The 22,142-nt window shown below is 41.9% G+C and carries 27 protein-coding genes; 21 read left to right on the top strand and 6 right to left on the bottom strand.

Annotated elements, in window-relative coordinates; translation table 11 throughout:
- Positions 1–24: 24 nt before the first annotated feature.
- From E4663_RS08200 to E4663_RS08190, 3 genes are all read left to right on the top strand, one after another.
- Positions 25–1,212: an NAD(P)-dependent malic enzyme gene (locus E4663_RS08200; protein ID WP_135327236.1), complete on the top strand. Its 1,188-nt coding sequence runs from the start codon at positions 25–27 to the stop codon at positions 1,210–1,212.
- A gap of 30 nt (positions 1,213–1,242) precedes the next feature.
- Positions 1,243–2,571: a 2-hydroxycarboxylate transporter family protein gene (locus E4663_RS08195; protein WP_135327235.1), complete on the top strand. Its 1,329-nt coding sequence runs from the start codon at positions 1,243–1,245 to the stop codon at positions 2,569–2,571.
- 100 nt (positions 2,572–2,671) lie between these two features.
- Positions 2,672–3,211 (top strand): GNAT family N-acetyltransferase, encoded by a 540-nt coding sequence (locus tag E4663_RS08190; protein ID WP_158290459.1) that lies wholly within the window; start codon positions 2,672–2,674, stop codon positions 3,209–3,211.
- A gap of 47 nt (positions 3,212–3,258) precedes the next feature.
- Here E4663_RS08190 and E4663_RS08185 read toward each other — a convergent pair whose 3' ends face one another.
- The gene (locus tag E4663_RS08185) at positions 3,259–4,335 is read right to left on the bottom strand and encodes a GGDEF domain-containing protein (protein WP_135327233.1); all 1,077 of its coding nucleotides are present in this window, start codon (positions 4,333–4,335) and stop codon (positions 3,259–3,261) included.
- A gap of 189 nt (positions 4,336–4,524) precedes the next feature.
- Between E4663_RS08185 and E4663_RS20250 the strand changes: the two genes are divergently transcribed.
- The 10 genes from E4663_RS20250 (at position 4,525) to E4663_RS08140 (ending at position 10,529) form a co-directional block, all read left to right on the top strand.
- On the top strand, positions 4,525–5,433 hold the full coding sequence (locus tag E4663_RS20250; RefSeq protein WP_158290458.1) for a methyl-accepting chemotaxis protein: 909 nt from the start codon (positions 4,525–4,527) through the stop codon (positions 5,431–5,433).
- A gap of 89 nt (positions 5,434–5,522) precedes the next feature.
- Complete coding sequence (locus tag E4663_RS08175) at positions 5,523–5,966, top strand: cell wall hydrolase (protein WP_135327232.1); 444 nt, start codon at positions 5,523–5,525, stop codon at positions 5,964–5,966.
- 103 nt (positions 5,967–6,069) lie between these two features.
- On the top strand, positions 6,070–6,675 hold the full coding sequence (locus E4663_RS08170; RefSeq protein ID WP_338323626.1) for an HAD family hydrolase: 606 nt from the start codon (positions 6,070–6,072) through the stop codon (positions 6,673–6,675).
- Complete coding sequence (locus tag E4663_RS20070) at positions 6,672–6,833, top strand: hypothetical protein (protein ID WP_206663479.1); 162 nt, start codon at positions 6,672–6,674, stop codon at positions 6,831–6,833. The genes E4663_RS08170 and E4663_RS20070 overlap by 4 nt, the downstream gene beginning before the upstream one ends.
- Before the next feature lie 236 nt (positions 6,834–7,069).
- The gene (locus E4663_RS08165; RefSeq protein WP_135327230.1) at positions 7,070–7,780 is read left to right on the top strand and encodes a DUF2711 family protein; all 711 of its coding nucleotides are present in this window, start codon (positions 7,070–7,072) and stop codon (positions 7,778–7,780) included.
- A 55-nt stretch (positions 7,781–7,835) separates the two neighbouring features.
- Positions 7,836–8,024, top strand: a complete 189-nt coding sequence (locus E4663_RS08160) for a hypothetical protein (RefSeq protein ID WP_135327229.1) — start codon at positions 7,836–7,838, stop codon at positions 8,022–8,024.
- A gap of 10 nt (positions 8,025–8,034) precedes the next feature.
- Positions 8,035–8,955: an alpha/beta fold hydrolase gene (locus E4663_RS08155; RefSeq protein ID WP_135327228.1), complete on the top strand. Its 921-nt coding sequence runs from the start codon at positions 8,035–8,037 to the stop codon at positions 8,953–8,955.
- A 14-nt stretch (positions 8,956–8,969) separates the two neighbouring features.
- Positions 8,970–9,365, top strand: a complete 396-nt coding sequence (locus tag E4663_RS08150) for a VOC family protein (RefSeq protein ID WP_135327227.1) — start codon at positions 8,970–8,972, stop codon at positions 9,363–9,365.
- Positions 9,366–9,393: 28 nt separating this feature from the next.
- The gene (locus E4663_RS08145) at positions 9,394–9,960 is read left to right on the top strand and encodes an AAA family ATPase (RefSeq protein ID WP_135327226.1); all 567 of its coding nucleotides are present in this window, start codon (positions 9,394–9,396) and stop codon (positions 9,958–9,960) included.
- Between the two features lie 44 nt (positions 9,961–10,004).
- Entirely contained in the window at positions 10,005–10,529 is a 525-nt protein-coding gene (locus E4663_RS08140) for a DinB family protein (RefSeq protein WP_135327225.1), read from the top strand.
- Positions 10,530–10,571: 42 nt separating this feature from the next.
- Here the strand turns inward: E4663_RS08140 and E4663_RS08135 are convergent, their stop codons facing one another.
- Both E4663_RS08135 and E4663_RS08130 read right to left on the bottom strand, forming a co-directional pair.
- Entirely contained in the window at positions 10,572–11,987 is a 1,416-nt protein-coding gene (locus tag E4663_RS08135) for a hypothetical protein (RefSeq protein ID WP_135327224.1), read from the bottom strand.
- Between the two features lie 190 nt (positions 11,988–12,177).
- A complete protein-coding gene (locus E4663_RS08130; RefSeq protein WP_135327223.1) occupies positions 12,178–12,987 on the bottom strand; it encodes a ZIP family metal transporter in 810 nt (269 codons plus the stop codon).
- A 191-nt stretch (positions 12,988–13,178) separates the two neighbouring features.
- On the opposite strand from E4663_RS08130, the gene E4663_RS08125 reads away from it, so the two are divergent.
- Positions 13,179–13,514, top strand: coding sequence for a hypothetical protein (locus tag E4663_RS08125; protein WP_135327222.1), 336 nt, complete (start codon positions 13,179–13,181; stop codon positions 13,512–13,514).
- 43 nt (positions 13,515–13,557) lie between these two features.
- On the opposite strand, the gene E4663_RS08120 is transcribed toward E4663_RS08125, so the two are convergent.
- On the bottom strand, positions 13,558–14,019 hold the full coding sequence (locus E4663_RS08120; protein ID WP_135327221.1) for a hypothetical protein: 462 nt from the start codon (positions 14,017–14,019) through the stop codon (positions 13,558–13,560).
- A 137-nt stretch (positions 14,020–14,156) separates the two neighbouring features.
- On the opposite strand from E4663_RS08120, the gene E4663_RS08115 reads away from it, so the two are divergent.
- The 6 genes from E4663_RS08115 to E4663_RS08090 all read left to right on the top strand — a co-directional run bounded on the left by E4663_RS08115 (position 14,157) and on the right by E4663_RS08090 (position 20,215).
- Positions 14,157–14,939: a class I SAM-dependent methyltransferase gene (locus E4663_RS08115; protein WP_135327220.1), complete on the top strand. Its 783-nt coding sequence runs from the start codon at positions 14,157–14,159 to the stop codon at positions 14,937–14,939.
- Positions 14,936–15,682, top strand: a complete 747-nt coding sequence (locus tag E4663_RS08110; RefSeq protein WP_135327219.1) for an SDR family NAD(P)-dependent oxidoreductase — start codon at positions 14,936–14,938, stop codon at positions 15,680–15,682. The genes E4663_RS08115 and E4663_RS08110 overlap by 4 nt, the downstream gene beginning before the upstream one ends.
- Positions 15,683–15,813: 131 nt before the next feature.
- Complete coding sequence (locus E4663_RS08105; RefSeq protein ID WP_135327218.1) at positions 15,814–16,305, top strand: ferritin; 492 nt, start codon at positions 15,814–15,816, stop codon at positions 16,303–16,305.
- A gap of 131 nt (positions 16,306–16,436) precedes the next feature.
- A complete protein-coding gene (locus E4663_RS08100; RefSeq protein WP_241657171.1) occupies positions 16,437–18,860 on the top strand; it encodes a bifunctional diguanylate cyclase/phosphodiesterase in 2,424 nt (807 codons plus the stop codon).
- 128 nt (positions 18,861–18,988) lie between these two features.
- Positions 18,989–19,357 carry a VOC family protein gene (locus E4663_RS08095; protein ID WP_135327216.1) on the top strand — a complete coding sequence of 123 codons (369 nt, stop codon included), beginning with the start codon at positions 18,989–18,991 and terminating at the stop codon, positions 19,355–19,357.
- Between the two features lie 312 nt (positions 19,358–19,669).
- On the top strand, positions 19,670–20,215 hold the full coding sequence (locus E4663_RS08090; RefSeq protein WP_241657130.1) for a GNAT family N-acetyltransferase: 546 nt from the start codon (positions 19,670–19,672) through the stop codon (positions 20,213–20,215).
- Positions 20,216–20,291: 76 nt separating this feature from the next.
- On the opposite strand, the gene E4663_RS08085 is transcribed toward E4663_RS08090, so the two are convergent.
- Positions 20,292–20,891, bottom strand: coding sequence for a hypothetical protein (locus E4663_RS08085; RefSeq protein ID WP_241657129.1), 600 nt, complete (start codon positions 20,889–20,891; stop codon positions 20,292–20,294).
- A 1-nt stretch (position 20,892) separates the two neighbouring features.
- A complete protein-coding gene (locus E4663_RS08080) occupies positions 20,893–21,498 on the bottom strand; it encodes a TetR/AcrR family transcriptional regulator (protein ID WP_135327214.1) in 606 nt (201 codons plus the stop codon).
- A 222-nt stretch (positions 21,499–21,720) separates the two neighbouring features.
- On the opposite strand from E4663_RS08080, the gene E4663_RS08075 reads away from it, so the two are divergent.
- The gene (locus tag E4663_RS08075; RefSeq protein ID WP_241657128.1) at positions 21,721–22,140 is read left to right on the top strand and encodes an NUDIX hydrolase; all 420 of its coding nucleotides are present in this window, start codon (positions 21,721–21,723) and stop codon (positions 22,138–22,140) included.
- Positions 22,141–22,142 lie beyond the last annotated feature (2 nt).

Raw genomic sequence — 22,142 nt, 5'->3', positions numbered from 1 at the left:
GATCAGATATTTGGAGGCAGTATCATGAATAGAGAAAACTTAACAGAAGAAACAATCAATCTTCATCGAGCATTCAGAGGGAAGATAGAGGTGGCTAGTAAAGTACCTTTGAATACTGGTACAGATTTGAGTCTTGTGTACACACCGGGAGTAGCAGATATATGCAGAGCGATCGCAGAAGATCCTAAAGAAGCGGATTCCCTTACATCAAAAGGGAACATGGTTGCGATTGTGACGGACGGAACAGCTGTACTTGGACTTGGAGATATAGGGCCTAAAGCGGCTCTCCCGGTTATGGAAGGAAAGAGTCTCCTATTTAAGAAATTTGTAGGGATAGATGCTTTCCCGCTTTGTCTTGATACGAAGAATACTGAAGAGATCATCAAGATTATTAAAGGGCTGGCTCCTACATTTTCAGGAATTAACCTTGAAGATATTTCCGCTCCAAGGTGTTTTGAAATAGAAGAACGATTGAAGGAAGAGCTTGATATTCCTGTTTTTCATGACGATCAGCATGGAACAGCAATCGTTGTATTAGCTGGTCTTATCAACGCGCTGAAAATCGTTAACAAAACAAAGAAGGCGTCAAAAATTGTAATCAACGGTGCCGGAGCTGCCGGAATCGCAATTGCTGATCTCTTGTTAGAAGCAGGGTTTGAAGATGTCACGCTAGTGAGCTTAGAAGGAGTTGTGACAGAAGGTGCAGATTGGATGAACTCGAGACAAGCGTCTATGGCAAAAAGAACGAACCTTCATAAGGTGACGGGACATTTAGGTGATGTGATTCATGAATCTGATATATTCATCGGGGTCTCGGCAGCCGGCGTCTTAAGTAAAGCTCATGTGAAGAGTATGAATCAAGACCCGATCATCTTCTCTTTAGCTAATCCAGTACCTGAAATCTATCCTGAAGATGCTCTGGAGGCTGATGCTGCCGTTGTCGGAACAGGGAGATCGGATTATCCCAATCAGGTTAATAACTTACTAGCATTCCCAGGCATTTTTAAAGGAGCCCTTAATAAGCGGGTGAGGGATATCACAGTAGATATGAAAATTGCAGCCGCTGAAGCTATTGCGAAGGTTGTAACAGAAGAAGAGCTTTCACCAGAGTATGTCATTCCGAGTGCACTGAACCATAAAGTAGCAACCTCTGTAACCCGTGCAGTGGAGCAGCTGGTAGAATCCGAAGCGGAGTGCTTCGTAAAAAGCTAAGCACGCTTAATAAAAAAAGGAGATGATGATATGTCTAGTCAAGCTGAGAGAGTGCAAGTCAGCCAAGAACCGAAAGAGAATATTACTTTTTTAAAAAAGGAAAAGAAAGCGTTCTCAATAATGGGGATGCCGGTGTTATGGTTTCTCTTATTCTCTGTCATTACCCTTGTGAGTATGTACACAGGAAACCTGCCAGGAGGGATGATCGGAAGCCTTCTAGTAATGATGGTGCTGGGTGAGCTGTTCGGTTGGCTCGGAGATCATACACCAGTACTGAAAACGTACTTAGGAGGAGGCGCTATTCTCGCGATATTCGGTGCAGCCTATATGGCATATTCCGGCTTGATTCCGGAAGGGACAATCACGATGATTACCGACTTTATGAAAAGTGGAGGGTTCCTGAACTTCTATATAGCCGCATTGATAACGGGGAGTATCCTCGGGATGAATAAGGACATATTAATCAAAGTTGGGGTAAGATACTTCCTGCCTATTTTCGGTGCCGTAATTGGTGCGATGGCGATTGCAGCTTTACTAGGTTCAATCGTCGGGTTCTCACTAAGAGATGCTGTTCTGGTGATCACGATGCCTATCATGGGAGGTGGCATGGGAGCAGGTGCTGTACCGATGAGTCAGATTTATAGTGAACTAATGGGGAACGACCCAAGCTATTACATTTCCATGTTAGTACCTGCTTTAGCATTAGGTAACGTATTTGCTATCATCATAGCCAGTATGCTCAACATTTTAGGGAAAAAAGTGCCTTCCTTATCAGGAAATGGTCAATTATTGAAAGGATTTGAGTACCAAGAAGAGAAAACGACCTTCGACATTCAAAAAATGGGGATCGGCCTCATGGCAGCGGTTCTGTTCTTCACAGTAGGTTCGTTGTTAGCAGGCATCATTCCGCTTCATGCTTATGCAATTATGATTATTGTAGTAGCGGCGGCAAAGATCGGTGGAGTAATTCCTCAAACTATTTTAGAAGGAGCGAACCAATGGTATAAATTCGTAGCGAAAAACTGGACGTTCGCACTACTCTTCGGAATAGGAATTGCCTACACGGATCTTGGTACAGTACTAGAAGCACTGACCCTTCAATACATTGTGACGGTTCTTGGTGTCGTGATTGGATCGGTAATCGGTGCAGGATTGCTAGGTAAGCTTGTAGGTTTCTATCCCATTGAATCGGCTATTACAGCTGGGTTATGTATGGCGAACATGGGAGGGACTGGAGATGTAGCCGTTCTCTCCTCATCCAGAAGGGTGGAGCTGATGCCATTTGCACAGATTTCCTCGCGCCTAGGTGGGGCTATCATATTGTTACTGGCTGGTTTGATCATTCCATTTCTAATGTAATACAAATGTCTGCCTCTGCATGAGGCAGGCATTTTTTGTTTTTTTGAAACGTATATGTTGCTGGTTCGTATATCAGGAAGCAAGGGAAGGGGTTGATGGCATGTCTTTATACCTTAAATCGTTAACGAGTCACGATGGAGAAGAAGTCTATCAGATGCTTCAAGAAATAGATGCAAATGATAACGGCTTTACAAATGAAGTCAAAGGAATGACGTATGAACATTATTTGAAATGGCTACAAGCTAACGCGGCATATGCCCAAGGACTGGATCTTAACGAAGGGATGGTACCTCAAACGACATACTGGTTGTTTCATGATGAGGAACCTGTCGGGTACGGTCGTATCAGACACTTTTTAAATGAGAACCTTCGGAAAAATAGTGGACACCTTGGTTATGCGATCTCCTCCTCTCATCGAGGAAAAGGGTATGGTTACACGCTTTTAGGTTTACTCATACATAAGTGTATAGAACTGGGGATAGAGCCTATTCAAGTCGGAGTGAATAACTCGAATGAGCGGTCTAATGCCCTTGTAAAGAGGCAGGGTGGAATTGTTCATAGTCGTACTGAGAAGAAAAATATTTACAAGGTAGAAACGGAGCGCTTTCTCCATCAGTGGGAGGGCTGGGACAATCATTAGTAAGTATATTCCCTCTGCATCATAAAAGCCCCTTTCACGAGGGGCTTTTATTGAGCAACACAAACTTTGTTGCGACCTGTCTTTTTCACTTCATATAAGGCATCGTCCGCATCCTTCAAGAGAACAGGTGGGGTCTTCGTTGTTTCATGATAACAAGCAAGGCCGATGGAAACAGTGACTCTAATAAAGTCTCCAGAAGATAAAAGAAACGCATGCGCTTCCACTTTCTCTCGAATTCTCTCGCTTATCTGTATCCCTCGTTCAGTCGAACAGTCCAGCAGAATCACTGTGAATTCCTCTCCTCCATTTCTGCTGACAATATCAAACGAACGGACGGTGTTTCTGAGTATGTCACTCAATTGTATCAACACTTGGTCCCCTTCTTTATGTCCATACGTATCATTGACGTTCTTGAAATGATCGATATCAATGAATAAGAGAGAAAGCATCTCCTTGTTTTGCTTCGCTTGAGAACTAGCTTCGTTAAAAGCTTGGTCGAACTTTCGGACATTATGCAGTCCAGTCAGTCCATCTGTCGAGGCTTCCGCTTTAAAGCGGTCGAGTAATTTCTGGTTTCGTCTGACATACTCCACTACAAAGAAGGAGACAAAACCAGCAATATAGGAAATCGTCCAAAAGGAAGGCAGAAGAACGAATAACGTATTATTTGTCGGAAGTAAATAACAAATAAGGACAGTGAAAATAATATTTGATGCTGTAAGGATGAAAAAGATTTTCCATTGTTTATGAATACGCCATTTGGTGATCAGTAGAGTCGTAACTGTGATGAATACAATCAAGACCAAAGCGAGCAAGGAAGAACTGTTCAATCCGATAGTAAAACGTCCTAAAGTAATGAGTACCATGGCAATTACTGCAGGCAAACTTCCTCCATAATAGGCAACCAAAATCAAGGGAATGTGCCTTAAATCTACGATGGTTTCATCAAAATGCATGCTGTATAGCATGAGCACGTTACTTAGAATACCTGCTAGCATCCCAGCTGAGACTTTTCTCATCCATGAGGAAGAGCGATGGAGAGGCGAAGAGCTGGTCAGTGATGTGTATAGGAATAGAGTTGATATCAGTATGGCTAAGTTCGAAAATAATTCTTTTATGATCATATTGCTTCACCTACTCATAGGAAAGGGATAGATTCGGAATACTTACTGGTATTATAACTATCTTTTACCAATCAGGGAACTTGGAAGTCTTTAATCCAACCAATTTACTTCGGACTACATTTCTTTGGAACAGATTATTTATTTGATATACTTTAAATTCGAGATATTAATAGAGGATAGGGGAGTTATATGCAGCAACTTAAAGAAAAAGAGATGCTTCAAGGACGACTGTTTAACGCTGTTGAAGGAAATTTGGCTATGATTTATTTTGATAGAGGACGAAGGGTCACTTATGTAAACAAATTGTTCTCCGATACGATGAAATTTCCTAATGAAAATTCTTTAATAGGATTACATCATCGTACCTTTTGCTTTGATGATTTTTCAGAAAGTCCGAAATATGAGTCTTTCTGGAAGGGTTTACTAGATGGGAAGAGCTTTCAAGATAAAATTCTAAGAAAAGACGCACATGGCAAAGAAGTTTGGTTAGAAGCGACGTATATGCCTGTTGTGGAAAATGGTCAAGTTGAAGGGATTCTCAAGTTGGCGACAGATATCACCAAGCGGCAGCGTGATATTACGGATGTTGTCACAAACTTGAGGGAAATGTCTGTCGATCTAGATGAACGTGCAGTTAACGGGCTTGCTAATCAGAAAAGCTTGCAAATGAAGATCGACAAGATCACTGAAATATCTCAAGACAATACGGATACGTTGAGAGGTTTGAAAGAAACAACTTCATCGATTCAGACTGTTGTAAAAACAATCAAGGACATCGCATCCCAAACGAACCTATTATCTCTTAATGCTGCAATTGAAGCAGCGAGGGCTGGAGAGCATGGAAGAGGCTTTGACGTAGTTGCAAAGGAAGTTAGAAAGCTATCTAATCAAGTCGAACAATCAATTGGTGAAGTGAGAAGCAACATAGAAAATATTACAAAAGAGATTTCTCTCATCACAGAAGGTACGCTGAATATTCAAGAAGATGTATCCGAGGCTGTTGAACAAATCCTTCATACAAGAGAAGGGTATGAGTTAATTGTCGAAGCAGGTGAGAGGTTGAAAGGGGAAGCAGAGCAGCTAAAAGGCTTGATCTAATAATCAAGAGGTCAAGAAACAAAAATTCAAGATCATCTTCTATACATCAAACCATCTTACCGTCATACACTATTCTTGGGGTGAGAAAAATGCCGAGAGTGAAATATACAGATTCAGATGTTGCCTTGATGGCTCGAATGATGCGGGCGGAAGCAGAAGGAGAAGGCAAACAGGGAATGCTGTACGTGGGGAACGTCATTGTAAACCGAGCCAAAGCGAACTGCTTGGACTTCCAGGATGTAAGAACGATCCCTCAAGTGATTTATCAAGTTCAAGGTGGCAATTATTCTTTTGAAGCCGTTCAAAAAGGGAACATGTTCTACCGTCGAGCAAGGTCGGTCGAAAAGAGACTTGCCAAGAAGAATTTGGACTATTGGAGAGACCATCCTGCGAAGTATGCTCTTTGGTATTTCAATCCATATGGCCCTTGTCCTCCAACATGGTACGGTCAGCTATTTACAGGTCAATACAAAAACCATTGCTATTACGAACCAGTCGAGGGGACATGTGCGAGCGTGTATATAGGTGGATGATGAGTGTTTCATAGAAAGGAAGAACATATGTAACTTATATGTTCTTCCTTTTTTTGTTATTGTAGAGAAAAGAATGATTATAGGGGGAACAAATTTGGATAGTGTGATTTTTGATTTGGATGGGACGATATGGGATCCGGTAGATACGGTCCTACAGGCATGGAACAAGGCAATTCAGCATCACATCGACTTGGAGACCGAGCTGACCAGAGAAGACTTAGAGAGCATCATGGGGCTGCAAATCCATGATATAGGGGAAAAGCTTTTTCCTCACGTGGAGGAAACAACACGTCTTTTGATGCTGGAGGATTGTTTTGAAAGAGAAGTCGATGAGCTTAAAGAACATGGTGGAGCTCTTTACGACCAAGTGGAAGAAGTATTGGAAGACTTATCCCAACGATACAAGTTATTTATCGTCAGCAACTGCCAAGACGGCTATATTGAAACATTCTATATGTTTCATCAGCTGGAAAAGTATTTCGAAGACTTCGAAAACCCAGGCCGTACAGGTCTTTCCAAAGGAGAGAACATTCGATTGGTGATGGAAAGAAATAATTTGGAACAACCAATCTATGTCGGAGATACTGATGGGGACCGCAAAGCAGCTGCATACGCAGGTATCCCATTTGTGTTTGCCAGTTATGGGTTTGGTGAAGTGTCAGACTACGAGAAACGCATTGAAACATTCGGAGAAATGATAGAAATATGAATGGGTTCGCAGTAATACTAGTTATCATTTTGTCATTATGGTCCATTACCAAGACGATAGATAAATGGATGAGCCGGCTGATAGGGAAACAAGAAGAGCAGACAAGGCTTTTGAAAGAAATGAAAGAGATGATAGAAGCAGATCATGAGAAAGAGTAGGAGTTAGCTGATTATAGTACAGAAAGGAGTGGTCATCTATTATTGTCCTATTATTGATCGTAATAATAATTCTCATGATAGGTCTTCGGTCCATTCTGCTGGACTCTAACCGAAGACTCCGGGATATTGCGGGGAAACTTGAGGAACTGGAAAAGTCAAACTATGGGAAATCAAACGTAAGTAAGGAAAGAGAAGAGAAGGACCCCGACAATACATAAGTATGAAGGAGAGAACCTATGAATTACTTCTTCCCACTTGGAAATGACACGGAACGAGAACCATTGATGGAGAACTTGCCAGATACTTATAATTACGCGGCACTGATCTTTTTTCCTTTTGTACGAATGCCTAACGGTTGGCGAGGGAAGGAGAGTGCTCTCCCTCATATCTACTACCCGATGGAACGTGATATCATTCGGAATGGACGACTACTAACATGGAAGGAAGTAGGAAATCTATGCGGATTTACAAGTGTAGCGGAAACGTCAAAAGCTATAAAGGCTTGTTTAACTTCATCCATGGGGAGAGAACCTTACAGACGACCGGATTTGCAGGAGAGGCTCGAAGAAGTATTGGATGAAACGATGTTCTTTCCGCTTGAAGACCGATTTCCTAAGCACTTGTTCCAAGAACTGATGACAATTCTTCAATCATCAGGCGCAAATACGTTCAAGTATGCGACAGTATATGAAGAAGAGGGGCAATTTACTATGGAGCAACTCGACGAAGATACAGTAGATAAGCTGTGCTCTACTCCAGTGATGATTGCAGATGAAGAGATGAATATAGTATTATCCTGTTTTTTTGACGATGTTTCTGTCCTGCTGTATTCGAAAGAAGATAGGACTTCCGTGCTCTCTGATACTTCATTAGAAGGGGTTGCCTTAGAGGAGGATACTCCTTTGGTCTGGGAGAATTATTCCAACCCTTTGCGGTACTTTCCATAGGCAAATCACTTCATGATTTCAACCCGAGGTAATGAATAAGAATGGAGGTGAGTCAATGTTGAAAAGCAAAGTGCTCAATTTTGTACTGGCTTTTTTATTGTTATTAAGCGCTGCGCATGATATCGACCGCCTGCTTTCCAATGAGGGTTTTGTGTGGTTGAACGTGACATATTTAGCTTCTTCATTGATGGCTGGTTGTTTCTTCTTTTATTCAGGTGTTGTGAGGATGAAGGAGGAAGGGTAGGAGTGGTACATTGCTAGGCAAACGAGAAGCTTTAGTCAAAGAGAAAAAAGGCTATCTGAAAAATGAAAAGTATGAGACTTACTACGAAATACATACACCGGTCCAGGCTTCTTCCGACTCAACGCCTATCATCCTTTTAGCTGGAGGACCAGGCCTCTCTTTTACAACATTAACCCCATTACTTAACCTAGCAGAAGGAAGGCAAGTCATAGCCTATGATCAGTTGGGCAGTGGGCGCACGACGAGGTCTGAAAGCTTCGAATCATTAAATATCAAAGACTTTACGGACCAATTCAGCTCTATGGTGAGAGAACTTGGGTTAAACAAGTTTCACCTTCTAGGTCACTCTTGGGGGAGTATTTTAGCGGTAGAAGTTGCTGTAATGTTTCCGGAAAAAACAAAGAGTCTTATTCTACATAGCGGCATTGCCGATTGGCAGAAGTGTCTGAAGGAGAGGGAAAGGTTTGAAGAGGATCATTTTCCTCGCGAATTAAAGCGAATTAAGAAGAAGGCGAAAGAGGGTATCAAGATTTCGGAAGAAGAAGCCGATTATTTCACAACCGAATTCAGCGAGCGTTTCTATTGTAGAGTGGATCATCCAGATTATTTAGTTCGTGCACTAGCGGATAAGGATGTGCGTTCCAACCAGCTCATCTGGGACCCAGAATGGAATAAAGAGGTGGCACGCTTTACTGTTTGTGACAAGTTAAGCGAAATTAAGTGTGCTGCGCTTGTTGTCAGTGGTAGATTTGATGGTCTTTCCGTCGGCCAAGCACCGTTGTTTGAAGCGGGCATCCCGTATAGTCAACATGTAGAGTTTAGGAATTCTTCTCATTATGCACATATCGAAGAACAGCAGAAATTCCTAGATTTAGTTACAGGGTTTATTAATAAAGTGAAAAGTCATGAGCTTCACTCTAAAAATAAATGAAAGAAGGGGTTTCTATGCGCGAGGGGTTACTTCACCACGTAGAGCTTTATGTATCTGATTTGGAGAGGTCACAATCATTTTGGGGATGGTTCTTGCAGGAGTTGGGATATGATTCTTATCAACAGTGGAGTAAAGGGCAAAGTTGGAAGTTAGGGGATACCTATTTAGTGTTCGTCCAGGTGGAAGAGCGATATTCGGATATTCCTTATCACAGGTGTGGCACGGGCTTGAATCATTTGGCTTTTCACGCATCGTCCCGTAATCGAGTAGATGAGATGACGGCGGCACTCAGAGAGAAAGGTGTATCCATTTTATATGAAGACCAACATCCCTTTGCTGGTGGCGAAGATTATTACGCTGTCTTTTTTGAAGACCCGGATCGAATAAAGGTAGAATTCGTTGCACCATAATAGAATGTAGATTCACAGAGAGGCGATTATGAGACGATTAGCAATCCTTACAGTAGGTAAAACGCATTCAGGAAAGAGTACCTTTGCAAAACTGCTCGAGAAGGAGCTTCCGAATTCTCTAGTTGTAGACCAAGATAACCATGCAGCTTTTATTAATAGCCATTATGAGAAATTACAGCCGAAGACTGGGCCCAACACCTTGAAGCACGCAATATCTAAATTGATTGTCGATTATGCCAAGGAAACGACAGACATGCACATGATCGCATGTAGCGCTAATCGGACGAGAGCTGGCAGGAAGTATTTACTTGAAACGATTTATCCAAGAAGTGAGTTCGTACGTATTATAGTACACTTTGACATTCCTGATGATATTCTTAAAGAACGCGTGTTGGAAAGTCAACGAAGTACGGGGATCTTCAGAGGTGAATTTACCAGCTTTGAAGAAGTGCTCAAACGGCAGCAATCTGAATCTGAATCTAAAGAAGTAGTGGATCCTGTAGTAGGAGAAGCGGACTATCTATTCGTCATTAAACAGAACGATGAACTGGAGTCTGTCATTAAGCAGATCACCCATATATCCAAACGATTCTAATTTCATTCCAAAACTTAAAGGTTTTATCTTTGAGGAGGGGACTTATGAACTTTCAAATGAATGAAGCACTTGAGATTTTAGAGCGCACTCCAGAAACATTGGAAAGCTTCCTGACCGGGCTTTCAGAAGGTTGGTTGCACTGTGACGAAGGGATGGGAACGTGGAGTCCTGCACAGGTAGTAGATCATCTCATAGATTGTGAGATTAACAATTGGATTCCAAGAGTAAAGAAGATACTCGAAGCAGATGGGGACAAATCATTTCCAGGTTTCGATCGTTTTGCACATATAACTAATCCTTCTTATACCGCAATCGAGGAAAAGGTGAAGCAATTTAAGCAACTAAGGCATCAAAACTGTGAATTGGTGCGGGAACTGATTAGAGAAGAATCGCAGGTTGAATGGAAAGGGGAGCATCCTGCTTTTGGAGAAGTGAATCTAAGGGAGTTACTGTCGACCTGGGTTGTCCATGATTTTACTCACGTTTCACAGATTGTGCGGGTGATGGCAGAGAGATATAGGGAAGATGTCGGTCCGTGGTCAGAGTACCTTGGTGTCCTTCGAAAATAAAGAAAGCGGATGACCTTCTTCGGTCGTCCGCTTTTTCCATTTCTATAAGAAGAATGCTATAAACAACTGTAAGTAGATCTGAACCATTACATAGAATGCAATGGCGTATTTGTAGTTGAACAATAGACCATTTTTAATAATACTCAGTTTGTTGACAGAGCTTAATATAATGGACGGCAGAATCAAAGGGGAAAGCATGATCGAAATAACGCTCCCAGATGTAATCCCTAGAACGACGATTTCTGGTGGATAGGGAAGCTCGACTCCCTGCAGAATTCCAGAAACGAGTACAATGACAGTCAATGGACCTAGTCCGATGAAACCTAGAATGATAACAACGAACGGAAGGACCAACAGGAAGTTCAGGAAAGGGACGGCATCTGTTACATAGAATAGTCCGTCAATGATGTATTTACCGTATCCTGATTGATTGACAGAGTTAATCAAAAATCCTGCTGCTAATAGGATAGAGAACTGCTGTGCTTTATTTGGAATACTCTCTTTTAAGTACACGTTTCCATTCTCGGTGATGGCACTACCTCTTCGGCGAATAATGAAGTATAGAATGACCCATCCTACGATGACGATAGGAATAATGTTCAATAACTTCACATCTGTTATCGCATTGATAAAGAAAATAGAGCCGAACAGCGTCACGAATAGGAATGCGAACTCTAATGCATCGCGGTTTCCTCTTGTATCCTGCTTCTTATGCTCTGCAATCTTGTCAAGCTCCTCCTGAATGCCTTCTGTTAAATCCACTCCATAATGGCGCTCTTGATAGTAAGAGAACATGACAGAAAGAAGAATTCCTGCCAAAGAGATGAAGAAACCTTGCAGAATCGATAAGGATAAGGAAGCACCAAGTGCGTCAACAGCGAATATGAAACTCGGTATGCTGACTACCCACATCGTTGTCAGAGAAAATGCACGAAGTAAAGCAGTCCCCTTGTAATTCTCCCAAGCTTCTCCTTTCTGATTGCTCAAAAAGTCATTGATCATTCCATATACCATCGGGATGGAACCGAACAATAGGAAGTAGGAAATGATCTGGGTGATCACCATCATGCCGAAGTAGAACTTGCGACTTGTATTTAGCAAATTTTGAGCGAAGTTGATGACCGATTCGATATAAGGCTTCTCTTCCAGTACCCAACTGATTGTAGGAACAATGAGCAAAAGAGCGATCAATCCGCTCATCACGGTGAAGCCGGACTCGACCCCTTCGAGCAGTGAAGTTCCGGCAGAAAAATGAACAAGTAGTGCAATCACTAGTAAGAGAAGCGAAATGCCTGCTTGTTTGACCGGAAGGAAGAAGTACCCAAGGGAAAAGGCAGCAAGCCCGAACAAGGATAGAACAATGGAAAGGGTCCCGCTACCTGTAAAGTAGACAATGAAATGCATAATGACATATAAACTGATAAAGAATGTATATCCTTTTTTAGCGTGTTGTATCATATTAGGATTCTCCTATCTTACTTTGGAGTGTGAACCTAACATATCTTATCATATGGTTTGCGATTATTCTCCTATCCTGCTTTTTCAACCTCGGTTAAATTAGATTAGCAGAGCAGACTACTCTCCCCCTTTAATAAGCGCATTTCATGATAAAAAAAGAAGACCGGGAGGGGAAATCCTGGTCTTCGTATTAACCTAGCGCAACGTCCAATGCCATCATGACTGCAAAGCCGATCATGAGGCTCATAGATGCTAGGTTTACATTGCCTTTTTCGTGAGATCCTGGGATGATTTCTTTTGCAACTACAAATATCATCGCACCTGCTGCAAAGCTTAGAGCATATGGAAGAATCGGTTGGATCCAAATGACAGCAAGCGCGCCTATCACAGCGGCAATCGGTTCGACCATCCCTGAAAACTGACCAAACATGAAGCTTTTCATCTTGCTCATTCCATCCCGGTGGAGCGGCATGGAAACAGCGGTTCCTTCCGGGAAGTTTTGAATACCGATCCCTAATGCTAACGCCATAGCACTGGCCAGTGTCGATTCGGTCGATGTGGAAGCGAGTGCACCGAATGCCACACCGACGGCGAGTCCTTCTGGAATATTGTGAAGCGTCATGGAAAAGACAAGCAGCGCCGTTCGGTTCTTCGCTTTATTGTCTTTAATATCATAAAGATAACGGTCTGTATCGATTTTGGATAAGATGCGGTCTATGCCTAGAAGTAGTACACCACCAAGCAGGAACCCGACAACGGCAGGTATCCATGATGCGACACCGCTGTTTTCTGACATGTCGATAGCAGGTGCTAGCAGGGACCAGTAACTGGCTGCGATCATCACGCCGCCTGCAAAAGCGAGCATGCTGTCTAGAAACTTCTGGTTAGCGCCACGTACAAAAAATACGAGGGATGCACCAAGTGCTGTCATGCCCCAAGTGAATAATGTACCTATGAATGCCTGCATGACAGGGCTCGTGTCTTTCATTATATCTAACATTGAGTTCACCTCTCTTTGAGTTCAGCTTTAAAATTTGCACACGGTAAAAATTGATTGACATGCCCATTGTAGTGATTATTCAACGGTTCGTCAAAATTCCTGTTTTTACCGCAATTGAACCGATTAAAGAAGGAAGTCTGTGCACAAGAGAGCTATAATGTGAAGAAGAGGGAAGAGAGAGGATGTTGCAGATGGATTCCAATCGTGATTTGGTCATGTATTACGGCAAGCAACTCAATGTAACAGATATAGATCCCGAGCTAGCCCTTCAATTACTGCAACACCGTACGGAACTATTCCGTCAACAGGATAAACTAGACCTAGAAGATTTCCTGCGTTTATCCTCATTTGACATGAGTCTGATTGATAGATCGGAAGAGTTTGTAGAGCAAATAGAAAAAGTATATGACTTTACTGCTTCGGACGAACAAGAAATCCCGCCTGAACAATGGTGGTGGCACTTGAACAAAATATCTTTGGGTCATTTGGATTTCAGCATTCTATTGGAAGAAGAACAGGTTATATAAAGAAAAGACCTAGGATGAATCTCTTTCATCCTAGGTCTTTCTATTATTCAAAGTGATCAACAATGGAGAGGAATTGATCCTGTGATAGTTGTGTCTGGCCTTCGAACGATAGGGAAGACACCTGATAATGGATGCCTTTGGATTCCCAACGAGCTGTTTGATTGGTTTCTTTTGTTCTAAGGGAAATGTTATTCCCTTTTGCGGTTACTACATCTTCGAAAGATGCCCCTTCATATGTAACGGGACCTTCAACGATAAATACGTCTACTACCCCATGTTTCTTATTACTGATATGGATATTTAGTTGTTGATTATTTGAATCGATGTCAGCATCTACTCTTTCCAAATCAAACGGGAACTTAGTTGGCAATTGCACATCATATTCCAGTGATGCTGCTAATTGGTCGACTTTGGAATCGTTTAGAGTCGATGCATCACTTGCCTTGGTTTCACTACTACATCCAGCGACTACAATCAAAAGAAGCGGGACTATCCATTTTTTCATCTTTTGCACCTCCTTATATATGGACGTTTTTGGGATGGTAATTGTTTCAATATTTTTTCTTTTTGCGTTATTCTAATATCTAAGAACGTCCTGAAGTGATGAAAGAAGTTCACAATGCTTAGGAAGGAGGGATTGGAATGGCAATGGATTTTCACGACCCGCGTAATAAAGGAAGCTATCGAACTCGCGTTGCTGATCAAAGCTGGCGGGAGACGGTATCTTCAATCATCTCATTCCCGGTAGAGAAAGCAGCAGACATAGGATGTGGAGGCGGCATCTATACGAAGGCGCTTGCTGAGCTTGGGTCTCGGGTCGTCTATGGTATTGACCAATCGGAGGTCAGTCTTTCAGATGGCGAAAAGACGTGTCGGGAGCTCTCTCAAGTCTTTTTCCAAAAAGGTGAAGCGTATTCAACGGGGCTAGAGGAGAATTCTTTTGATTTGGTGTTGGAGAGGGCATTGGTTCACCACTTGGATGATCTGGGGCAATGCTTCACGGAAGTGGAAAGGGTGTTGAAACCGGGAGGAGTAGTACTGGTTCAGGATCGTACACCTGACGATTGTTTCTTGCCGGGAAGTGATACGCATCTTCGGGGGCATATATTTGAGTGTTTTCCGTTATTGAAGGAAGTGGAGAAACAAAGGCGTTATACGAGTGAACAAGTGATTCGTGCTTTACATGATGCTGGATTATCCAGAGTGCGTGAGGTTACGCTTTGGGAGATGAGGCGTACTTATTCTGGTAAAGAGGAATTGCGTCAGGATTTGAGTGGCAGGATTGGGCGTAGTATTCTGCATGAGCTGGATGATGATGAGTTGCAGTATTTAGTCGATTACATAGATCAACAGCTAGACGACGGCCCATTGGTGGAAAAGGATCGATGGACGATTTGGATTGCGGAGAAGGGGGATAAAATATGAAGCGAGTGGCGATTGTGACAGGTAGCTCGAGAGGTTTAGGTAAGGCGGTTTCGAGACGACTTTCGAGTGACGGGGTTCGCGTTGTCGTGAACTATTATTCCAATCAAGAGAAAGCGGAGAAAGTGGTTGCTGAAATTGAACGTGACGGTGGGGAAGCGGTGGCGATTCAAGGAGATGTCACAACAGAAGAAGGGGCGGATCGTGTCGTTGGTGAAGCGGAGAGAGTGTTTGGGCAATCCGTTGATATCGTTGTCAATAATGCAACTGGCCCGCAGCCTGAGCTCTCTTTAGATGAGGTTTCGTGGGAGGATTATTTAGATCAACTTCATTTCTCTGTGAAGGCTCCTCTATTATTGACGAAGCGAGTAATGGGTGGAATGAAGCATAATCATTGGGGGCGGATCATTAACATTGGAAGCGAAGTGGTCGGCTTAGGGAATGCAGAATTCTCCAATTACGTAACGGCGAAATCCGCTGTCGTCGGGATGACAAGGTCGTGGGCTAATGAGCTTGGAGCGTTTGGAATCACGGTCAATGCGGTTCATCCTGGTTTTATTCCAGTCGAGCGTCATGGAGAGGTGACAGAAGAAAGCGCACAAGGTTACGTGAGTGGAGTTCCGCTTAAACGTCTCGGAAAACCGGAGGATATTGCCGCACAGGTTGCCTTCTTATGCAGGGATGAGGGAGGCTTTGTGACTGGTCAGAATATCTCGGTCAATGGTGGGAAGACGTTTGGAGTATAGAAAGGTATTGAATGCTGTCTGAGGCGGGCCATGAGGTGCCGCCTTTTTTGTTTTGGAAAAAAGTTCAGGTTACGACTGATAGGAGCATCAAATTTATAAGAGGGTCATACAAATGGGGTGAGGTGATAACAATGGATGAGAATCTGCAGAAGGTATTTAATCAACTGATACACATCGAACAAGTCTCTACGACGTTGTATTTAGCTATGTCTGCTTATTTAGACCGAAAGAATTTCACCGGAATGGCGAATTGGCTGAGGTTGCAGTCGGATGAGGAGAGAGGACATTTATTAACGCTTATTAAGTATGTGACAGACAAAAACGGGGTAGTCGAGCTGAGCAGTGTGCCAGCACAGCCGACGGATTTTGGAACTCCGCTCGAGACTTTCCAGCAAGTGCTGGAGCATGAGCAATATGTGACGAATGCTTACAGGCAGGCATACTCATATGTCAATCAGGTTGATCCTCAAGGAGGCGTGATTATTCAAGATTTCCTTCGTGAGCAGATTGATGAAGAAGCTCAAGCTCAAACGATAATAGATCGGTTGACTTTAGCTGGAAATGATGCCTCCGCAACCCTTTTGATCGATCAAGAACTTGGCCAGAGGCAAGCTGCTGGTTGAAGTTGGGGACAGGGGCATCGTCCCACCGGGACGATGCCCCTGTCCCCATTTCACATTTCACGTTTTCTCCCGATAATAAGGTAAAGTGTGTTTTTCGCTGTATTGGTTAGGGGGAATTGGGTTTGGAGGAAATGGTTGGTCATTATCATGTTTGGTTTGTCGTACTGTCGATACTGATTGCGATAGCAGCTTCGTTTGCTTCGCTTCGAATGGTTGAAAGGCTCAGGAGAGCTGTTGGCTGGCATCGTTGGAAGTGGATTGTAGCTGGCGGAACGATGCTTGGCGGCGGTATTTGGTCGATGCATTTCGTTGCGATGCTTGCCTATGAAATGGATATGACGGTTACATATGATATGGTCTTACTTACGATTAGCATATTATCATCTGCGTTGGCTAGTTTCTTAGCCTTTTATATAATCAGTCAGAAAAATAGTAATCTTATTCGATTACTGATAGGTTCTTTTTTTATTGGTACAGGAATCATCACGATGCACTATGTGGGAATGGAAGCGATGCGTATGCCGGCTTCCATCGTGTATGATCCCTGGATTGTTGCTTTATCTGTTGTGATTGCCTATTCGGCGTCGTTCGTTGCCTTAATCGTGTTCCGTGCATTTTCGGATCAGCCTTCGAAGTTTTCACGCTACAGCTGGGGAGCGGCGGTTGTGTTAGGTGTTGCGATTTGCGGGATGCACTACACAGGAATGGAAGCTGCTACATTCTTTCATGATGAGTCCAAAGTGGTCGCTACTATGGCTATCTATTCGGAAACACTCGGTTATACGGTAACGCTAGGTATCTTACTGTTAATCGGATTGTTTACTCTCTTGGTCCGCTTTGATTCCAAGATGGAACATCAGACAGAACAACTGCAATTTATGGACAACATGTATCAGTCCATCATTGAATCTGCCAATGATGCCGTCATCACGATGGCGCAGGATGGAACGATTTATTCGTGGAATAGTGGAGCTGCAAGAATGTTCGGTTTTAATAAAGACAAAGTGGTTGGTCAGCCGTTGACGATGATTATGCCTGATAAATACCGGAAAGCCCATGATGGCGGGGTAGCTCGCTACATGGAAACAAAACAGAAGCGTGTGATCGGGCAGACAGTAGAACTGGAAGGGCAGCATGAAAGTGGACGTATATTTCCTATTGAACTGTCTCTCTCCACGACCATGTACAGAGAAGAGGTATTTTTCACTGGAATGATCCGTGATATCTCAGAGCGAATTCAAAACCAGGAGCGGATAGAAGAACTTGTATATAAAGACGAATTGACGAAGCTCCCAAATCGAAGAATGTTGAATGAGCATATTGGTTCCTTACTGGAGAAGGTAGATGAAAAGTGCTGCATCGCGGTACTCTTTTTCGATTTGGATCGCTTCAAACAGATCAATGATGTTTACGGCCATCGTTTGGGAGATTCCGTTTTGATTGAGGTTACGAAACGCCTTCAGTCTAATGTTGAATCGTCCCCTTTCATCGCTAGACAAAGTGGGGATGAATTCGTCATGGTGCTAGGGGATACGAGTTCTTACCATGCCGGCCGATTAGCGGAGCAGCTCATCGAAACAATCAAGGCTCCGATAGCAATAGAGGAATTGGAACTCTTTATCACCTTCTCTATTGGTATTAGTTTATATCCTGAAGACGGACAGACGGCTGAAGCATTGATCAAACACGCAGACACAGCTATGTATCAAGCAAAAATGAACGGTGGTGGCCACTATCAATTTTTTACGACAGAAATCAACGACGCCATATCGAGAAAAATGATGCTTGAAACCGGTCTTCGTAAAGCGGTGGAACGAGAAGAAATCGAAATATACTATCAGCCACAAGTGGACGTAACGACAGGGAATGTGAACAGTTTCGAGGCGCTTGTGCGTTGGAACCATCCGGAACTCGGTCTCATCCCACCACTAGATTTCATACCTTTGGCGGAAGAAACGAAACTTATCATTCCGATCGGAGAATGGATCTTGAGCGAATCTTGTCGTCAATTTCTTGTGTGGACGGAACAAGGCCATTCACTCAAACATATTTCCGTCAATATATCTGCGGTCCAATTCCAAGAACCTGACTTCCCGCAGATGGTGGTAAAGGTGATAAAAGATACGGGGATAAATCCTGAGCATTTAGACCTCGAATTAACGGAAAGTGTCATTCAAAACCCTGATATCGCAATTCCGTTTATGCACCAATTAAAAGCTATGGGAGTACGTTTATCGTTAGACGATTTTGGTACTGGTTATTCTTCGCTCAGCTATTTGAAGGAATTCCCGCTCGACACGTTGAAAATCGACAAGTCCTTCACTCAGACCGTATTGGAGAGTGAGAAGGACCAAGCTGTCGTAGATACGATCATTCACATGGCGCTCAAGCTGAACTTGAATGTGATCGCAGAAGGAGTCGAGACAGACGGGCAGCTGCAATACCTACTGGGGCAGAAGTGTCATCAGTATCAAGGGTATTTATACAGTGCGCCCATCCCTAAAGAGGAAATAGAGGGACTGCTTCATAAAAAGCGAGGGTGGACGATCACATAGGTAACAAAAGGGAAGCTCTACTAGGCTTCCTTTTTTGGCGTCATCGGAACAAGCTAAGCAAATAGCTGAAGTTTTGTACCATAATTTGCTAGAATAGTATTGTAGAAGAGGAAGGGAGAGGAAGGAATATGGCCTATCAATTCGAACGAATCGATCACATTCAGCTGGCAGCACCAGCAGGATCGGAAGAAGAAGCACGTACCTTTTTCAATGGAATCTTGGGTCTTACGGAAATCGAGAAGCCGGAGAATCTGAAAAAGCGCGGGGGCGTCTGGTTTCAGTTAGGGAATTATCAAATACATATCGGCATCGAAGAACCCTTTTCCCCAGCAAAAAAAGCTCACCCTGCATTCCAAGTTCGTGAAATAGAAGCTTTAAAAACTCACTTGACAGATAAAGAGTATCCTTTTGTAGTGGATGATAATTTACCTGGAGCGAACCGTATTTATGTACAGGATCCATTCGGAAACCGTATGGAAATGCTGGAGTGGATTTAACGGTTACGATGATTGTCAACTAAGCTACAGATCAAAGGAAATTCGTTATTAGGATCGCATTGTTCATTCAAGAGGAACTTCTGTGATTTTTCTAGTGTGTTTTAACAACAAGAAACCAGTAATGCTCAACTCTTAATCGAGGAAAGCATTGCTGGTTTCTTAGGTTATCTCGAAACATAGTTTTTAATAATCGGGCAGGATTGTTGAAGACTCAGTTTCGAGATAATTCATGTTTAATTTGTAAAAAAGGTTGAGTAAATAAAGTGGTTTTGAAATAATTGGAATTAAAGAAATATGATAGGAGGAAAAGAAGTGTATAAAGCATTTATCGACACAGATATTCATCTTTCCATCTTAGAACCAAGACATGCAAGTGAGCTATATGAAGTGATTGATGAGAATCGAAGTAGTATTAGTGAATGGTTAACCTTTCCCGAAAGAACAAAAGAGGTAAAGGATTCTACTACATTTATTGAGAAGTCACTGAAACGTTTTGCTTCTAATAATGGTTATTGGGCTGGCATTTGGCATAAAGGAAGACTTGCAGGTTCAATTGGTTTTTTGTACATAGATTGGGATGCAAAGAAGACAGAAATAGGCTATTGGTTAGGAGATAACTACCTAGGAAAAGGATTAGCAACTAAATCGGTAGAGAGATTAATTGAGCATTCATTCTATGATTTAGAATTAAGAAAGGTTGAAATCAACGTCGCTAGTAAGAACCTTAAAAGTAGGGCAATACCCGAAAGGTTAGGGTTTACTGAGGAAGGGACTATACGTAATTATGAGTATTTAAATGATGAGTATCACGACAGGGTGGTTTATGGTTTGCTTCAAGAGGAGTGGAGAACTAAATAAATTATCTCGATATGGATTCTTCCGTAAACGGGGGCCACTCTAAAATAAAGAGGCTCTTTGTATGAGCCTCTTTGTTTTATTCAATCAGGTTTCCCTTATTTAACTCACTAACTTGAAAAGCTTCAACTTTATTGTCGTATCTTCCTAAGAAAGCAACTTTACCTTCAATAACTCTCATGTAGGTAAAGACGATATTATGCCCTTTTTGTTGCCCTTTTTCATCATACCAAGTACCCTGCTGTTCGAGAACTATATTGTGCCCTTTTGCAAAGCGTCTTAGGGTATGAAGGTGGAGGTTGGCGCGCTCTATCCAATCAGTTAAATGGTGACTTCCACTAATAGAACCTTTCGGTCCTATTATCTCGATGTCTGAATGAGTTAAATTGAGTAAGCCGGGTATATCTTTATTATTTGAGTTTTCGACCCAATCTTCTGCGGTTTTTATTGTACTTAAAAGGAGAGATTTATTTGAATTATGATGTATAAAAGCTGTAGATCTCTCGTTAAGCTCTTCATCACTAAGTCCAAATATATTAATTAATAGGTTTTTAGCCTCAACTTTATTTGATTCGTCAAGAAACAAAAAGGACTGTATCAAAGATTCCCTTAAGCTATAGTACTCATTTTCAGAAAACACTTCTCCAAATTCTTTAGTTCTCAATTCGCTATAGTTCATCTCAAAATTCTCCTTTATTATTAATCGCTCCCATAAAAAATGTAACAGACTGATTTACAAATTCTTTAGAACTCATGGTCCCTGAGGATACTAAGGTCTTATAAATCAAAGGATCAAATAACTGCATTAGTTGAAGGGCTAAAAAATTTGAAGAAGCTATCGTTTGAAAGGTTTTGCTTTTAATTCCTTCTTCTATAACACGTTCAAAGATTTTGATAATCTTTTCCTGAATTAATTTAAGTTCTGAGTTATGGTCTTCACTAAATATAGCTCCCATATCTGGGAAACTTGATAAAACAAAATGGAAAAAGTCACTATAAAATCCCTTCTCAATGAAGGAGGAAACTTTTTTGCTTTCAGTAAGGTTACTTGTATCTATTTGCTCCATAGTAGTTAAGAAGTTGTCTATTTTAGGCTTTACAATGGAAAAGGTTAGCTGCTCTTTAGATCGGTAGTGAGAATAAAGAGTCCCTTTTGCAATATCTAGCTTCTCAGATATATCACTCATTTTCACTTGATGGTAACCATGGTCTTTTATTAGTTTTTCAGCTGCTTCTAGAATTAGTCTATTTCTATTGTTGAACTTTTTAACCATTCTTTCAGACATGAAAACCCTCCTTTTTTGACTTATGAGTCAAAAATGACTTTAAAGTCATTTTATGATTATAATTATGTTGTGTCAACAAATTCTTGATCAAGGAAGAATGATACTAGAGTTGTAAAATGAAAAGTAAAAAACGGTTTTATCTCGAATTAGAGTCTGTCAACTAAAGGGGGCAACACTTAGATTAATGAGAAGAGGTGTCTGATGTATCCACGAGCAAAGTCTTTGGGATTAGTAATTCATAATGACTTATTATTACTAGAGCAATATAAAGGTAAGCATTCTAATGGAGAAGGAAATTATTATCGACCTTTGGGTGGGACAATAGAATTTGGTGAGAGGTCAGATTGGACAGTAAATAGAGAATTTAAAGAAGAATTAGGAATCGAAGTAATTATTCAACGTTACATAACCTGTTTAGAAAACATATTTAAGATTAATGGTGATGTTGGGCATGAAATATTTCAAATTTACCTTGTAGATCTTAAAGAAGAATGGATGTATGACAAACCTTATCTTGAAGTGAAAGAGGGGACAAGGTCTTCTAAAGCTCTTTGGGTTCCAATTAGAAAGGTACTAGATGGAAATGAATTTATTTATCCAGAAGGACTTACTAAAATAATTCGAGATTATATATTATCTTGAAT

The organism is Halobacillus salinus (assembly GCF_004684905.1).
In the GTDB taxonomy this organism is placed as follows: Bacteria; Bacillota; Bacilli; order Bacillales; family Halobacillaceae; genus Halobacillus; species Halobacillus salinus.
This window is presented reverse-complemented; position numbering and strand designations above follow the sequence as displayed.

Excerpts from the sequence above, each read along its gene's own strand:
- E4663_RS08200 (WP_135327236.1), top strand. The coding sequence starts at position 25 with ATGAATAGAGAAAACTTAACAGAAGAAACAATCAATCTTCATCGAGCA.
- E4663_RS08195 (WP_135327235.1), top strand. The coding sequence starts at position 1,243 with ATGTCTAGTCAAGCTGAGAGAGTGCAAGTCAGCCAAGAACCGAAAGAG.
- E4663_RS08190 (WP_158290459.1), top strand. The coding sequence starts at position 2,672 with ATGTCTTTATACCTTAAATCGTTAACGAGTCACGATGGAGAAGAAGTC.
- E4663_RS08185 (WP_135327233.1), bottom strand. The coding sequence starts at position 4,335 with ATGATCATAAAAGAATTATTTTCGAACTTAGCCATACTGATATCAACT.
- E4663_RS20250 (WP_158290458.1), top strand. The coding sequence starts at position 4,525 with ATGCAGCAACTTAAAGAAAAAGAGATGCTTCAAGGACGACTGTTTAAC.
- E4663_RS08175 (WP_135327232.1), top strand. The coding sequence starts at position 5,523 with ATGCCGAGAGTGAAATATACAGATTCAGATGTTGCCTTGATGGCTCGA.
- E4663_RS20070 (WP_206663479.1), top strand. The coding sequence starts at position 6,672 with ATGAATGGGTTCGCAGTAATACTAGTTATCATTTTGTCATTATGGTCC.
- E4663_RS08165 (WP_135327230.1), top strand. The coding sequence starts at position 7,070 with ATGAATTACTTCTTCCCACTTGGAAATGACACGGAACGAGAACCATTG.
- E4663_RS08160 (WP_135327229.1), top strand. The coding sequence starts at position 7,836 with ATGTTGAAAAGCAAAGTGCTCAATTTTGTACTGGCTTTTTTATTGTTA.
- E4663_RS08150 (WP_135327227.1), top strand. The coding sequence starts at position 8,970 with ATGCGCGAGGGGTTACTTCACCACGTAGAGCTTTATGTATCTGATTTG.
- E4663_RS08145 (WP_135327226.1), top strand. The coding sequence starts at position 9,394 with ATGAGACGATTAGCAATCCTTACAGTAGGTAAAACGCATTCAGGAAAG.
- E4663_RS08140 (WP_135327225.1), top strand. The coding sequence starts at position 10,005 with ATGAACTTTCAAATGAATGAAGCACTTGAGATTTTAGAGCGCACTCCA.
- E4663_RS08135 (WP_135327224.1), bottom strand. The coding sequence starts at position 11,987 with ATGATACAACACGCTAAAAAAGGATATACATTCTTTATCAGTTTATAT.
- E4663_RS08130 (WP_135327223.1), bottom strand. The coding sequence starts at position 12,987 with ATGTTAGATATAATGAAAGACACGAGCCCTGTCATGCAGGCATTCATA.
- E4663_RS08125 (WP_135327222.1), top strand. The coding sequence starts at position 13,179 with ATGGATTCCAATCGTGATTTGGTCATGTATTACGGCAAGCAACTCAAT.
- E4663_RS08120 (WP_135327221.1), bottom strand. The coding sequence starts at position 14,019 with ATGAAAAAATGGATAGTCCCGCTTCTTTTGATTGTAGTCGCTGGATGT.
- E4663_RS08115 (WP_135327220.1), top strand. The coding sequence starts at position 14,157 with ATGGCAATGGATTTTCACGACCCGCGTAATAAAGGAAGCTATCGAACT.
- E4663_RS08110 (WP_135327219.1), top strand. The coding sequence starts at position 14,936 with ATGAAGCGAGTGGCGATTGTGACAGGTAGCTCGAGAGGTTTAGGTAAG.
- E4663_RS08105 (WP_135327218.1), top strand. The coding sequence starts at position 15,814 with ATGGATGAGAATCTGCAGAAGGTATTTAATCAACTGATACACATCGAA.
- E4663_RS08100 (WP_241657171.1), top strand. The coding sequence starts at position 16,437 with ATGGTTGGTCATTATCATGTTTGGTTTGTCGTACTGTCGATACTGATT.
- E4663_RS08095 (WP_135327216.1), top strand. The coding sequence starts at position 18,989 with ATGGCCTATCAATTCGAACGAATCGATCACATTCAGCTGGCAGCACCA.
- E4663_RS08085 (WP_241657129.1), bottom strand. The coding sequence starts at position 20,891 with ATGAACTATAGCGAATTGAGAACTAAAGAATTTGGAGAAGTGTTTTCT.
- E4663_RS08080 (WP_135327214.1), bottom strand. The coding sequence starts at position 21,498 with ATGTCTGAAAGAATGGTTAAAAAGTTCAACAATAGAAATAGACTAATT.